This is a genomic window from Halostagnicola alkaliphila (genome assembly GCF_055379965.1).
The window spans coordinates 347835-361080 of the sequence record NZ_AP043824.1; the positions used below are offsets into that span (position 1 = coordinate 347835).

A 13246-nucleotide genomic window follows, 5' to 3' on the forward strand; every position below is an offset into this window, starting at 1 on the left:
CAAATGGCGCAAGTCTACAATTGGCAGATCGGACGCGAGATGGAATTCCCGTACGCCGAGTCCCGACCGGATCGACAGTGGGGCGCGGTGTTCGATATCAACAAGTGCATCGCTTGCCAGACGTGTACGATGTCGTGTAAGACGACGTGGACCCACGGCGAGGGTCAAGAGCACATGTTCTGGAACAACGTCGAAACGAAACCCTACGGCGGTCATCCGATCGGTTGGGATAAAGAAATTCTAGACCAGCTCGGAACCCAGAACTGGGGCTCCGACGGCGTCTACGAGGGCGACACGATCTTCGAGGCCAACGACGTCGACTGGGACGACATGCTGATCGACGACGACATCGGCAACCAGCACGGCGAGGACATCGTGGGCTATCGGCCCGACGACGAGGACTGGGCCCACCCGAACCTCGGCGAGGATGAACCGGCGGGCGAATCGTTCGAATCGGACACGCACATCCCCGAAGACGAGCAGACCCATCCGATGTGGTTCTTCTACCTCCCTCGAGTGTGCAATCACTGTTCGTTCGCGGCGTGTGCCGGTGGCTGTCCGGTCCAGGCGGTCTACAAGCGGGACGAAGACGGCATCGTCCTTATCGACGAGGACAGCTGTCAGGCCGCTCAGGAGTGCGTCCGCGCGTGTCCTTACGGAAAATCGGTCTACAACCCGAGCGAACACGTCTCACAGAAGTGCGTCGGTTGCTACCCGAAAATCGAGCAGGGGATGGTCCCGCAGTGCTTCGAAAACTGTCTCGGCAAGATCCGACAGCACGGCTGGGTCAACCCGCCCGAAGAAGCCGATCCCGACAACCCGATCGACTTCATGGTCCACGAGGCCGAGGTCGCACTGCCGTTGTATCCCCAGCTCGGACTCGAGCCGAACGTCTACTACGTCCCGCCGACGAACGTTCCTACCGACTATCTCTTCCAGATGTTCGGTCCCGGCGTCGAGGATGCCAAAGAGACCTACAGAGCCGCCCGTCGCGGAGACGAGGAACACCGCAAGCTTCGCGGGCTCCTCCACCTGATGGGCTCGACCGAGTGGCGCATCGAGCAGTTCGAGGTCACCGACGACGAGGCGATCGGCTACGACGAGAGCGGCTCGACCGTCGCTCGCGTCCCGATGGAGGAACCGACCTACGAACGCGAACGGTACGACGAAGATAACGACGTCTACCGCCTCGACGTCACGTAACCGTCTCGTAATAGTGATCACGATGACTCCAGATACACACGTCCACCGCGCACGATTGTACAAGCTCGCCTCGTTGGCGTTCGACAGGCCGGACGACGACCTCGAGGAAGCGCTCGTTTCCGGCGAGTTTACCGAACACCTCCTCGAATCGGCCTCGGCGATCGAAGAGGACCAACTCCGGGAGCGCGCCGAGGCAGTCGCCGAGTCCGCACCGACCGACCCGGATCGCGTCGCCGAGCGTTACTCCGATTGGGCGACGCTATTCGGCTTCGAGAAAGGGGGCGAAATCCAGCAGTACCAGATCGAGTACGCCCCCGGAACCCTCGTGACCAGCACCGACACGCTGGCGGATATTTCGGGGTTCTACAAAGCGTTCGGACTTTCGCTCGAGCCGGACAACCGCGAGCGATCCGACCACCTCTGTCTTCAGCTCGAGTTTCTCTCGCACCTGTCTCTGCAGACGGCCGCTCTCGAACTCGATAGGGATGAAACCGGTCTCGAAATCGTTAGAGACGCCCAGGGTTCGTTTCTCGAGGATCACCTCGGTCGCTGGATCCCGCGGTTTAGCGAAACGGTGCGAGAAGACAGCGGGGTGGAGTTCTATCGAGCCCTCGCCGAACTGATCGAACGGCTCGGGGAACTCGACGCCGAGCGGTTCGACGTCGAGCCGGACGTCTTCGCCGAAACCCCGCCGTCGCCGCTCGAGGATTTTACCGGCGACGACGGGAGCGATTTCCGCTGTGGAACCTGTGGCTCGACGCCGTCGCCGACGACCGACGCGCAGGACGGACAACAACAGGCGGAGACCGGGCAGCAACGCGCGGATAGCGGCCAACAGCACGCGGAACCCGACCAACAGCACGCGGAGCCACAGCCGCCACGAGGCGACCGGTCAGGCCCGTATTGATGCGTCGGTGAACTGGTTTTACAGGTTGTCGGGGCAACTCACAGTCGTCAATGAGCGCCGTTCGGAGAGATCTGGTTGTCGTACCCGTTCAATACGTTTTCTCGGTTATCCCCTCTCTCAGTGAAGATGCACCAGTCATTATCGCAGTAATCATTACCCAACGTATGACCGTCTACGACGGAACGTCAATCTCTATTCTGTCGTACGAGTAGTCGTCTGAACGCTTCGGGAGACGATTTGCTCGAGAAGTAACACCGGTGGCGACGAAAGCGGACGAAGTGCAACGAGAACCCGACTCGAACCTCCTCCTCGAGAATCCACCGGACGTCGGATTACGCTGAGTACGAGAACCACTTCGGAGACCGACTTGCGTGCCGATTGCGTCTCAGTTCGAGTCCGGCGAACGGCCCAATACTCAGGACGGTAACGGACACAGGCTCGCGGTGAAGATCACCGTCTCGTCGGTTTCGTTTCTTGCGCCGTGTTCCGCGCCGCGTGCGTGCTTGACGACGCCCGGTGCCGAAATTTCCTCGCTCTCTCCGTCCCGAATGACGGTCACGGCACCCTCGAGCACGTGAAAGACGTTCGTGCTGTCGGGGTGTTCGTGCGGCTCGAGTGTCGCGCCGGGACCGAGCGCGAACGCTTTTACGAGCACGTCGTCGGTGACGACGAGTTCGGCGGTTTCGATCGCTTCCTCCTCCGGTTCGAGCTCTGCCGTCGCGTCCGCGTAGCTGTCGAGTGACATGGTGTTCGTGACGTTCAGGGGAACGGTCCCGCCCACCATGATAGTATTGGTCACCGTCCCGACGTCGGAAACGCCGATACCGCGAGAACGATCGAGTCCACGGGTGCGATTTGAGCGCGCGATGGCAACTATAAAGAGTGTGTTCGCCCTTTCTCAATCCACTGAAACGATGGCAATCGACCAGGAGACCGAAATGACCGCGGCGGAAATCGACGACTTTCTCGGTCAGCACGAGACGGGGGTGTTATCGCTCGCTCGAACCGATGATCCCTACGCGATCCCGATTTCGTACGGGTACGACGGCGAAGAGCGGGTATTCTACATGCGGCTTGTATCGACGCCGGAAAGCGAAAAGCGGGCCTTCCTCGAGTCCGCGCCGTCCGCCCGGGTCGTGGTCTACGACGAGCGGGGCTCGACGTACCGAAGCGTCATCGCGACAGGTTCGCTCGAGAACATTCCTCCGGCGGAGCTGTCGCCCGAACAGATCGCACAGTACGGCGATGCGAAACGACCATTGTTCGAAATCTGGGCGCAGGGAAAACAGGATCTCGATATCGACCTCTATCGTCTCGATCCGGAGTCGCTGAGCGGGAGACAGACGGAAATCGATCGGTCGGAGTAAGTCGAACGGTTCTCGTCGCACCAAGGACTCAGTTTGTTTGCTGTTTTACGGCAAAATCTTCAGCCGTCACGTCAGCGCTGCAGACCGGACACCCGTGTGCCACTGTGGCCTCTCGCATCGATTCGTTGACCTCGATTTCTTGTTCGCACTCCGGACAGGTAAATTCGTATCTGCTCATGGGCGGGGGTGTACTCGTGTGAAACGTGCGTTGGCTACGTTCATAGCTGCGCGACCATCACATATAGGGTTCCGGTTTGGTGCCAATCGGTCGTAGTTTCCGAAGCGTTCTTCACTCGTGAGGTAGCCGCCGTTCGAAATCATGCATCCCCGTACTCGAGAATTGCATCGAGTAATTTCGTCTGTGCTGCGGCGAGATGTTCGGTGAAGGTCGTTCCGGTGATCTCGAGTTCGTCGGCCACCTCGCCGGCGTTCGCTCGTTTCGGGTATTCGAAATAGCCCATTCGGTGGGCCGTCTCGAGGACCTCCAATTGGCGGGTGGTTAGGTTGCTCCGGTCGACGAAGACGAGGTTCTGCTCGGCGTGGTCCTGTTGTGACTGCAGCAGCCGCTGGACATCGAGATTCGAGTACTGACGCTGTAGATCGCCGATAATCGCCTGCAACCCCTCCATATCTGGCGCGTGGAAGGTCAGAAACAGCGACGACTCCTGCGTTCGAACGTCGATAACGGGTGAATCGTGCGCTTCGATACACTCGCACGGACACCCGCGTCCGAGATCCCGCTCGAACCGGTAGACCTCGCTCGAGCCGTACGAAAAGATCGGCGATAGTTCGATGTCGGTATCGAACTCGTCGGGATACGCCTCGGCCTCGAGCATGAACTCCTCGGCAACGCGCTCGGGCGCATTCGGGTTCGTGCTCTTCGAGACCGATTGGACGTTCCCGGCCGCCGCCTTCGACGCCTGGGTGACGATGCAGTCGACCGGGTCGTCGAGTTTCACCTCCGCGCGGATCCCCGAAGCCATTAGCCGATAGTGGGGGCGCTGTCCCCCTAAACCCTGTTATTTCGAGTCTCGAATCCGCGTCGTGAGGCCGTTCTGACGAATTCAGCGATTTGAGGTTGTCTTGCTGAACCAGGTGTCGGGGTGTGTCCTCCTGGACCCAAGGCCGGAGACGACCTCTATCTTCACCAATGAGCGAAGGACCTCCCCGAGGCTCGGGCTCCATATAAAGGACCCTGTATTTAGGGGGTCTCAATTGGTGGCGCCCCAGTCGCTACTAGAAACCAAGACAATGGCCGCGACAAACTCTACGACGAACGGGAGACGACCGAAAACTGACGAACCCGAGGATCCCCAGACGGTACTCGATGCCCTGAACGATACGGGCTGTCGAGCGATTCTCGAGGCGACCAGCGACGAAACGCTGACCGCGACGGAGCTTTCCGAGCGGTGTGCGATTCCGATGTCGACGGCCTATCGGAAAGTCGAAAAACTGGCCGCAGCGGATCTCCTCGAGGAACGTGTTCGAATCAACACCTCCGGGAAACACGCGACCGAGTACCGCAGATGCTTCGGCGACGTGCTCGTCTCGGTTGATGCGGGCGAACTCGAGCTTCAACTGACGAACCCCGCCGGAGAAAACAGGACGAGACGTGCTTCGGATTCTGCGAACGGCGAAGCGACGAACGAGACTGACTCGGGCGTTCCGTATGCCGTTGCTGACGACTGATCTCGAGTGACGACTCATCTCGAAGACAGTTTACCCGAGCGAGGCGGTTTGTGTTCAGGTTAGCGGATTAGTGCGACGGGCTCTCTTCTTCGAGTCCCCAGGAGATGTGCGCCCAGAGGCGTTCGTAGCCGTAGTACGTCCCGGTTTTCAGCAGGTTTGCGGCGATTCCGATGTTGATCGAATCCGACGTGCTCCCCGTGACGACGAACGCCACTGAAATCGTAACGACGATCATCAGAACGCGGTAGGAGAGCGTCTTGACGAGCGTCCGCGAATGGGCCTGAAACGGGGAACGGGACACGAGCGTCGTGTATAGTCTCGATTGCATCGACGATCACCCCGAGTCCGCCGCTCGATCGAGGCCCGTCCGTGATCGACTCGTACAGAACCGTTCGCTACCTGCCCAAAATCCGCCGTACCGCCTTCGGAATCGATTGCGACCAGTGCTCGAACATCGACGTCTGCGAGCGGCGCTCGTCATTTTGTCGTCACCAGTACGCGATGGTATGGCGGGGAATGCATTGCAAATACCGTCACTTCCCACGGTTCTGGAATTCTTTCGAATCGATCGACGGGAGCACGATTCGTACTTATTCGCTCGGCGACTCGAGAAGATCCTCGAGCACCTTCGTCTGAGCCGTAACGAGGTGTTCGGTGAACGTGGATCGCGAAATGTCGAGCGCGGACGCGACTTCGCTCGCGTTGGCCCCTTTCGGGTACTCGAAGTACCCCAGATCGAACGCGGTCTCGAGGACGGTCCGTTGTCGGCCGGTTAGCCGCGCTCGATCGACGAGGACGGAATCTCCCGCCGATTCGTCTCCGATCTGGGCGAGTTTGTGGAGGCGAACATCGTCGAAGTGTTCCCGGAGCCGTCGAATAATCGTCGACATCGAATCGACATCAGTTGCTCGGACGGTGAGAAACAACGCTCCGTCCACCGCCCGGATCGAAGCGACGGGCGCTCCTTGTTCTTCGATCACTTCGCAGGGACACAGATCGTCGAATTCCCGAGTAAATCGATACGTTTCCGTCCGTTCGGTCGTCGAAACCGTCGTTGTCTCGAGGCTACTGTCCTCGACGTCGAACCCCATCGACTTCTCGGCGTCGATCGTAAACTCCTCGACCGCGGGCGTGTCGGGAGTTGGGTTCGACGAGCGGGCGACGGAGTCGACGGTCGTTTCAGCTTCGTCGGAAACTCGAGCGATCGGGCATCCAGTCGCTCCGGAGAGCACGACGGTTGCACTGAGACCAGTCATAGTTGACACTCGCCCCGCTAACAGGATAACCTCCGTCCAGAATTCCCGCCCGATGAAAAGATGATTTTCGGTCGGTCGTCACGTTCGCCGTCGTCAGTTCAGCTCACCGCTTTTCGTCTATCTCTTCGTGGAGGAACTCCTCGGCATCCTCCCCGGCGTAGGTCCCGACGACCTGTCCGTCGCCCTCGAGATAGTACTGATAGGTGGTGATTCCCTCGAGACCGACCGGCCCTCTCGCGTGGATTTTTCCGGTGCTGATCCCGACTTCGGCGCCGAGTCCGAACCGGTAGCCGTCGGCGAACCGCGTCGAGGCGTTGTGGAAGACGCTCGCCGAATCGAGGCTCCGCATGAAATCGCTCGCCCGCTCCGAGTCCTCGGTGACGATCGATTCGGTGTGCTTCGAGCCGTAGGTCGTGATGTGGTCGATGGCGTCCTCGAGCGAGTCGACGACCGTGATCGAGAGGATCAGGTCGCCGTATTCGGTCGCCCAATCTTCGGCCGTCGCCGGTTCCGCGTCGATGATTTCCTGCGTTCGCTCGTCACCTCGTAGCTCGACGCCCGCATCGGCGTATTCGTCGGCAATCTCTGGAAGGAACTCCTCGGCGACACCCTCGTGGACCAGCAGGGTTTCGACCGCGTTACAGACCGCAGGATACTGAACTTTGGCGTCGTAGGCGACATCGACCGCCATCGACTGATCGGCCTCGCTGTCGACGTAGACGTGACAGATCCCTTCCGTGTGCCCAAGCACCGGAATGCTCGTGTTGTCCTGAATGTAGCTCACGAACTCCGAACTGCCCCGTGGCATGATGAGATCGATCGACTCGTCCATCTCGAGGATCGCGTCGACGTCCGCTCGAGCCTCGATCAGTTGGGCCCACCCCGTTGGCATCTCGGTCGTCGCCTCCCGGATGATGTCGAACAGGACGCGGTTCGATTCGCTCGCTTCGCTCCCGCCTTTCAGGATCACGGCGTTTCCGGATTTGAGACTGAGCGCGGCGATCTGGACGAGCGCGTCGGGACGGGACTCGAAAATCGTACTGATGACGCCGATCGGAACCGTCCGTTTGTACAATTCGAGGTCCTCATCGAGCTTTCTTGCCGTCTGGGTCCTGCCGAGTGGATCATCTTGTTCGGCGACGCTTCGGACCATCTCGGTGATGCTCTCGAGTTTCGACGGCGAGAGTTTCAGTCGGTCGACGAGCGCCTGGCTGTACTCTCCCTCCTCGAGGAGTTTTTCGCCCTCGCGGACGTCCACTTCGTTGGCCTCGAGGATTTCGTCGTGTCGCTCGTCGATCGCGTCGGCGATCGAACGAAGCGCCGCTGATCGCTTCTCGTCCGAGCGTTTCGCGAGCTCGAGGGCCGCGGTCTGTGCTTCGTCGACCTTGACTTCGGCAGTTTTCTCAGTCATCGTTCACACCGTTCGTTGGGACGAATATGGTCCCCACGGGCTTGCCGGCATCGATTTTCTCGAGGATGTTTTCCTCCGTCGATTCGGCGATGATGGCGGGGATCCCGTGTTCGCTCACCGACCGGGCACCGGACACCTTCGTCTGGATGCCGCCGAAGGTCGACGACGCGCTTTCGTCGATGAGTTGCTCCACTTCGTCGTAGTTTTCTCCGACCGCTTCGATCCGTTCCGCGTCCGGGTTTCGCTTCGGATTCTCGGCGTAGACGCCGCCGACATCGGTCAGCGTGACCAAGAGGTCGACATTGGTTCCGAGGGCGACCGACGAGGAGAGCATATCGTTGTCGCCGATCCGAATTTCTTCCGTCGTGACGGCGTCGTTCTCGTTGATTATCGGGACGATTCCCCACTTTAGCAACGCTTCGATCGTGTTCGTAAAGTTCGTGAACCGGTCCGGATTCTCGAGGTCGCTTTGCGTGATCAGAATCTGAGCGATCTTCCGGTCGTACCGTTCGAAGCTTTCGGTGTACCGACGCATGAGGTGTGACTGGCCGACCGTCGAGAGTGCCTGGGATTCCTCGACCGTCTCGCTCGAGTAATCGATGCGCCCCTTTCCGGCCCCGATCGCACCTGAAGAAACCAGCAAAACGTCCGTGTCGCTCTCGTGGAGGTCGTGGATGTCGTCGACGAGTTTGTCCAATTTCTCGTCGTCGAGTTTGGACTGGTCGTCCGTCAACGAGTTCGTTCCAGCTTTGACCACAACCCGGTCAGCGTCGGCGGCGAGCTGGCGTGCGGTTTCGACTTCGTTCAGTTCGACTGTATTATTCATTTGCAAATTCCTGAGCTAACTCCGCGGATCGGTCTTCGGCGGCGGTTACCGCGTCTTCGACCGTTTCTTCGACAGTACTGTCCCTGAGCACTTTCATGCCTTCGATCGTCGTTCCCTGTGGAGAGCAGACGGCGTCGATGAGTTCGTCGGTGCTCCGTTCGGATCGAAGGACGGTCTCTGCGGCACCTTTGAACGTTTGTGCGGCCAGTGCTTCCGCGTCGTCGGGATCGAGTCCGCTCGAGACGCCGGCCTGTTTCATCGCGTTGAGCAAGTAAAACACGAACGCGGGTCCGCTGCCGTTGACCGCGGTCGCGATATCCATCTGCGCTTCCTCGACTTCGACGAACGTGCCGACGTCGTCGAGTACCGATTTGACGTCGTCGCTGATCTCCGAACCGGCGACAGCAGCCGCCATGTTGCCCGATTCGGCGGCGAGGTTCGGCATCAATCGAACGACGGTTGCATCGGTTCGTTGCTCGAGAAAGTCGGTCGAGACGCCCGCTGCGATAGAGACGAGCGTTTGATCGGGAGACAGATCGAGATCCTCGAGGACCGCTCCGACGATGTCCGGTTTGACGACGACGAAGACGAGATCGGATTCGGTCGCCGTCTCGAGGTCGGTCGTGGTGTTCGCACAGTAGCGTTCGACCTGCTCGAGCACCTTCGGATCGACGTCGCACGCTGTCACGGTGTGGGTTCCAGTTCTCGCGAGCCCCTGTATCAGGGCGGATCCCATGTTCCCGCACCCGATGACGCTGGCATGTACCATTCTACCTCCATCTTCGTGGTGTGGGGACCATAGCAACTTTGATTTGAACTCAGTCGATCCGCCGCCGCCCCGTTCCGCTTCGGGGTCGAATCACGAACGACTAAATGACTATTTAGTAAATATGCAGTAAACATGAGTCAGGATACCGTCACGACCATCGTGAACAACCTCACCCTGTCGGAAAAAGTCGATCTCGTACACGGGTCGATGGACACAGTGGGGACGGCGACCGGATTCATTCCGGGCCTCGAGCGCGTTGGTCTGGCGCCGGTAAGACTGACTGACGGGCCGCTGGGAGTCAGGACGGACGAACCCGCGACGGCGTTCCCGGCGTCGCTGGCGCTCGCCTCGACGTTCGACCCCGAGCTCGCGGAGCGATTCGGTCGGGCGCTCGGCCGCGAGGCGACTGCGCGAGACCAGGACGTCCTCCTCGGACCCGGCCTCAACCTGATCCGGGTCCCCCACTGCGGGCGTAACTTCGAGTACTTTGCCGAGGATCCGGTCCTTTCGGGCGCGTTCGCCGCGAACGTCGTGGAGGGTATCCAGGCCGAGAACGTCGTCGCGACGCCCAAACACTACGTCGCGAACAACCAGGAAACGCGCCGGGCCGACGTCAGTGCCGAGGTCGAAGAACGCGTCCTTCGGGAACTGTACCTGCCGGCGTTCCGGGACGCCGTCGAGGCCGGTGCCGGTTCGGTCATGTCCTCGTATAACCGCGTTAACGGTACGTACGTAAGCGAACACGAACGCCTCCTCACGGCGGTGCTCAAGGAGGAGTGGGGGTTCGACGGGTACGTCGTCTCGGATTGGTTCGGCACCGAAAGCGTCGTCGGCACCGCAAACGGCGGCTTGGACCTCCAGATGCCCGGCATCTCCGCCGAGGAGCTACTCGCCTCGATGGGAATGACAGCAGACGACCTCGTCGACGAAGACGACCCCCAGGGAGACGGGTTCGACATCGAGGGAGGATTCGAGTTCGCCGAGGGAATGCCAGACCCGATGTCCGGAGGGCTCTACGCCGAGGAACTCGCCGACGCCGTCGAGCGCGGCGAAGTATCCGAGTCCCGTCTCGACGACATGGTGGCTCGGATCCTCCGGTCGCTCGAGGCGGTCGGTCATTTCGACGGTCGAGAAGACGAGGGGGCGATCGACACGCCGGAACACCGCCAGCTCGCCGTCGATATCGCCGCGTGCGGGACGGTCCTGCTCGATAACGACGGTCTGCTTCCGCTTTCCGACGACGCCGATGTCGCGATCGTGGGGCCGAACGTCGACGAAGCCATTCTCGGTGGCGGCGGCTCCTCCGAGGTGACGCCGTTCACCGAAACGAGCCCTCGAGAGGGATTGGAGGCTCGCGCCGACGGGACGGTCACCGTCGCCCACGGACTGCCTCGAATCGAGGACATCTCGATGTTCGACGAGTCCGCAGCCGGAAAGCAGCGAGAACCCGATATCGACGCCGCCGCTGACGCGGCCGCCGAGGCCGATGTCGCCGTCGTGTTCGTCCGGGATCAGGCAACCGAAGCCGTCGACCGCGATTCGCTCGATCTGCCCGGTCGACAGGACGAACTGGTCTCCGCCGTGGCCGACGCGAACGATCGGACGGTCGTCGTTTCGAACACGAGCGGTCCCGTTGAGGTACCGTGGCGCGACGACGTTGGCGCAGTTATCGCGAACTGGTATCCCGGTCAATCCCACGGCGAGGCGGTCGCGTCGATTCTTTACGGCGACGTTGATCCCGGCGGACGCCTCCCGGTTACGTTCGCTCCCGAGGGCGAGTATCCGACGGCGGACGAGCGGCGCTTCCCCGGTGTCGCCGACGAGAGCCACTACGAGGAAGGGCTGCTCGTCGGCTACCGCTACTTCGACGCGGCAGGCGTCGATCCGACGTATCCGTTCGGCCACGGACACTCCTACGCCGACTTCAAGTATCGCACCCTCGAGTCGATTGACGACTCGACCGTCGAGGTGACCGTCGAAAACGTCGCCGACCGCGCCGGGCGCGAGGTCGTTCAGGCGTACGTCGCATCGCCGGATGCGGCCGACGATCTCGAGCGACCGCCCCGGGAACTCGGCGGGTTCGAGGCCGTCGAACTCGAGGTTGGCGAGTCCGTGACGGTCGCTCTCGACCTCGACTCCCGCGCGTTCGGTCGGTACGACGAATCCCAGGGCTGGACGATAGACGCCGGGGAGTACACCGTCGACGTGGGCCGATCCTCGCGGGATCTGCGCGGATCGGTGACGATCGAACGATAACATCAGTTCGTGTCGTCCTCGTTTCTATCGAGCCAATACTGTGGACCCGACCGCATCCGGTGCGTCGAGGTCGCCGGTCGGACGTTCCACTGCCGTCGAACTGGTTGCCACCGACCGCGAAACGAGTGCTTTCGAAGCGGCTCCACGTACACGAATCGCGTTGGTACGCCGAGAATGGGTTCGTGTCCGCCAAAATCCCTCGGGGCTTTATCGCGACACCGTACGAGCCACCGCTTACCGTGTCACCCCTTCCACCGTGGGTGGAGAATCGATTGACCAAAGAGCCGTCGATCCACCCTGCCCAGCGTCGCCTGGTCGAAGCGCTCGTCGAAAGCGATCGACCCGTTCTCTCCGTCGGACAGCTCCGACGCCGAGCGGATCCAGATGCCGACGAGTTGACCGTTCGAGATCGCCTCGAGATGCTTGAGGAACTCGGCATCCTCGGTGCCGCGTCGTATCCAGATTCGGTCACGCTGTATTATCTGAACGAACCGGAATCGAATTCAGTCGGTCCGTCGAGCTCGAGCTCCCGATCGGCAAGGACCAATCCTCTCGACGAGTTGTCCGCAAAAGGTTTCCTCACGCTTCGAGAATCGGACGCGATCCGGACGCTCGTTCTCGCCGGGTATCAGCTCAGTCTCGTGCTCTTAACAGCAGGGATCGTCCTCTCCGCGTTCGGAATCGACGGCGTCATCGAAACTGGGAACGACCTCGGGACTGCGGCGATGTATCTGTTCGCGCTGTGCCTGCTGGTCCACGGGGCTGAATGGGTCGTCCGTCGGAGCAGGTCCTAGCCCTTGTCCCCGATTTACTGGATGTCGCTCGTTTCCCGATCGATTGGATTGCTCGAGTGAAAACCGTTCACAGACGGTTTTTCGGCCGCCTAACGGCGTTTGGCGACCGCAAAATCGGCACGGGGGTTTAAACCCATCCTGTTCATACCACCTGTCACTGATACGATGAAACATCTTCCGCCGTGGATCGAGGACCGGATCGACTCCAACCTCAACATGAAGCTCACGCAGCGCCACGTCGTCGAGACGATGATCGATGCGGAGCGACCGTTCTTTTCAGCGCAACAGATCCGCGCTCGCGTAAGCCCCGACGTGAGTAAGGAGACGGTCCGGAACCGGCTGAACGAACTCCGCGAAATCGACGTCATCACTGCGGAGACGTATCCGGAGTCGATCACGCTTTACTACATCAACTATCCAGAATCATCCTGGCCGCTTTCCCCTGAAGGAAAGGAGGCACTTTCACGCGAAACCCCGCTCGAGACGCTGTCGTTCGGCGACTTTATTCGCCTTCGAAATCCCGCCGGAATCAGAACGTTAGTCCTCGCGGGGTTTCAGTTGAGTCTAGTGTTGTTTGCGTTGAGTTTTCTCGTTGCACCCGCGCCGATCGACCTTGCGGTGCAGTCAGATAGCGCCTTCATGGCGGCAGCACTGAACCTCTTTACCGTCTGTGTCGTTCTGCTCGTTGCCGAGCGTATCGTCCGAACGTTCCGCGAGAGTGGTTCGGCGGATTTCGTTCCGACAGTCGAAGAGTTCGTCTCGAAGTAA

Annotated in this window: 15 protein-coding genes; 7 read left to right on the forward strand and 8 right to left on the reverse strand. The window is 60.6% G+C overall.

The features are described from left to right. Nucleotides 1-3 precede the first annotated feature (3 nt). Together ACZ5C7_RS01415 and ACZ5C7_RS01420 are read left to right on the forward strand one after the other, a co-directional pair. Nucleotides 4-1203, forward strand: coding sequence for a 4Fe-4S dicluster domain-containing protein (locus tag ACZ5C7_RS01415; RefSeq protein ID WP_464374609.1), 1200 nt, complete (start codon nucleotides 4-6; stop codon nucleotides 1201-1203). 22 nt (nucleotides 1204-1225) lie between these two features. Continuing rightward, on the forward strand, nucleotides 1226-2110 hold the full coding sequence (locus ACZ5C7_RS01420; RefSeq protein WP_464374610.1) for a TorD/DmsD family molecular chaperone: 885 nt from the start codon (nucleotides 1226-1228) through the stop codon (nucleotides 2108-2110). 415 nt (nucleotides 2111-2525) lie between these two features. Here ACZ5C7_RS01420 and ACZ5C7_RS01425 read toward each other — a convergent pair whose 3' ends face one another. Further along, nucleotides 2526-2855, reverse strand: a complete 330-nt coding sequence (locus ACZ5C7_RS01425) for a cupin domain-containing protein (RefSeq protein ID WP_464374781.1) — start codon at nucleotides 2853-2855, stop codon at nucleotides 2526-2528. Nucleotides 2856-3024: 169 nt separating this feature from the next. Here ACZ5C7_RS01425 and ACZ5C7_RS01430 point away from each other — a divergent pair, with 169 nt between their 5' ends. Then, nucleotides 3025-3477: a pyridoxamine 5'-phosphate oxidase family protein gene (locus ACZ5C7_RS01430; protein WP_464374611.1), complete on the forward strand. Its 453-nt coding sequence runs from the start codon at nucleotides 3025-3027 to the stop codon at nucleotides 3475-3477. 28 nt (nucleotides 3478-3505) lie between these two features. On the opposite strand, the gene ACZ5C7_RS01435 is transcribed toward ACZ5C7_RS01430, so the two are convergent. Next, on the reverse strand, nucleotides 3506-3655 hold the full coding sequence (locus tag ACZ5C7_RS01435) for a DUF7560 family zinc ribbon protein (protein ID WP_464374612.1): 150 nt from the start codon (nucleotides 3653-3655) through the stop codon (nucleotides 3506-3508). Between the two features lie 139 nt (nucleotides 3656-3794). Beyond that, the gene (locus ACZ5C7_RS01440; RefSeq protein ID WP_464374613.1) at nucleotides 3795-4460 is read right to left on the reverse strand and encodes a helix-turn-helix domain-containing protein; all 666 of its coding nucleotides are present in this window, start codon (nucleotides 4458-4460) and stop codon (nucleotides 3795-3797) included. A 268-nt stretch (nucleotides 4461-4728) separates the two neighbouring features. Here ACZ5C7_RS01440 and ACZ5C7_RS01445 point away from each other — a divergent pair, with 268 nt between their 5' ends. Then, complete coding sequence (locus ACZ5C7_RS01445; protein ID WP_464374614.1) at nucleotides 4729-5166, forward strand: helix-turn-helix domain-containing protein; 438 nt, start codon at nucleotides 4729-4731, stop codon at nucleotides 5164-5166. A 67-nt stretch (nucleotides 5167-5233) separates the two neighbouring features. Here ACZ5C7_RS01445 and ACZ5C7_RS01450 read toward each other — a convergent pair whose 3' ends face one another. From ACZ5C7_RS01450 to proC, 5 genes are all read right to left on the reverse strand, one after another. Further along, nucleotides 5234-5494 (reverse strand): DUF2061 domain-containing protein, encoded by a 261-nt coding sequence (locus tag ACZ5C7_RS01450; protein WP_464374615.1) that lies wholly within the window; start codon nucleotides 5492-5494, stop codon nucleotides 5234-5236. A 262-nt stretch (nucleotides 5495-5756) separates the two neighbouring features. After that, the gene (locus tag ACZ5C7_RS01455; RefSeq protein WP_464374616.1) at nucleotides 5757-6422 is read right to left on the reverse strand and encodes a helix-turn-helix domain-containing protein; all 666 of its coding nucleotides are present in this window, start codon (nucleotides 6420-6422) and stop codon (nucleotides 5757-5759) included. Between the two features lie 103 nt (nucleotides 6423-6525). Beyond that, nucleotides 6526-7833: a glutamate-5-semialdehyde dehydrogenase gene (locus ACZ5C7_RS01460; RefSeq protein ID WP_464374617.1), complete on the reverse strand. Its 1308-nt coding sequence runs from the start codon at nucleotides 7831-7833 to the stop codon at nucleotides 6526-6528. After that, complete coding sequence (proB, locus tag ACZ5C7_RS01465) at nucleotides 7826-8659, reverse strand: glutamate 5-kinase (protein WP_464374618.1); 834 nt, start codon at nucleotides 8657-8659, stop codon at nucleotides 7826-7828. Before proB ends, ACZ5C7_RS01460 begins: the two co-directional genes overlap by 8 nt. Next, complete coding sequence (gene proC / locus ACZ5C7_RS01470; protein WP_464374619.1) at nucleotides 8652-9428, reverse strand: pyrroline-5-carboxylate reductase; 777 nt, start codon at nucleotides 9426-9428, stop codon at nucleotides 8652-8654. Before proC ends, proB begins: the two co-directional genes overlap by 8 nt. 132 nt (nucleotides 9429-9560) lie before the next feature. Here proC and ACZ5C7_RS01475 point away from each other — a divergent pair, with 132 nt between their 5' ends. The 3 genes from ACZ5C7_RS01475 to ACZ5C7_RS01485 all read left to right on the forward strand — a co-directional run bounded on the left by ACZ5C7_RS01475 (nucleotide 9561) and on the right by ACZ5C7_RS01485 (nucleotide 13246). Further along, the gene (locus tag ACZ5C7_RS01475) at nucleotides 9561-11684 is read left to right on the forward strand and encodes a beta-glucosidase (protein ID WP_464374620.1); all 2124 of its coding nucleotides are present in this window, start codon (nucleotides 9561-9563) and stop codon (nucleotides 11682-11684) included. Nucleotides 11685-11866: 182 nt separating this feature from the next. Then, nucleotides 11867-12478 carry a hypothetical protein gene (locus ACZ5C7_RS01480; protein WP_464374621.1) on the forward strand — a complete coding sequence of 204 codons (612 nt, stop codon included), beginning with the start codon at nucleotides 11867-11869 and terminating at the stop codon, nucleotides 12476-12478. Nucleotides 12479-12643: 165 nt separating this feature from the next. Further along, nucleotides 12644-13246, forward strand: coding sequence for a hypothetical protein (locus ACZ5C7_RS01485; protein ID WP_464374622.1), 603 nt, complete (start codon nucleotides 12644-12646; stop codon nucleotides 13244-13246).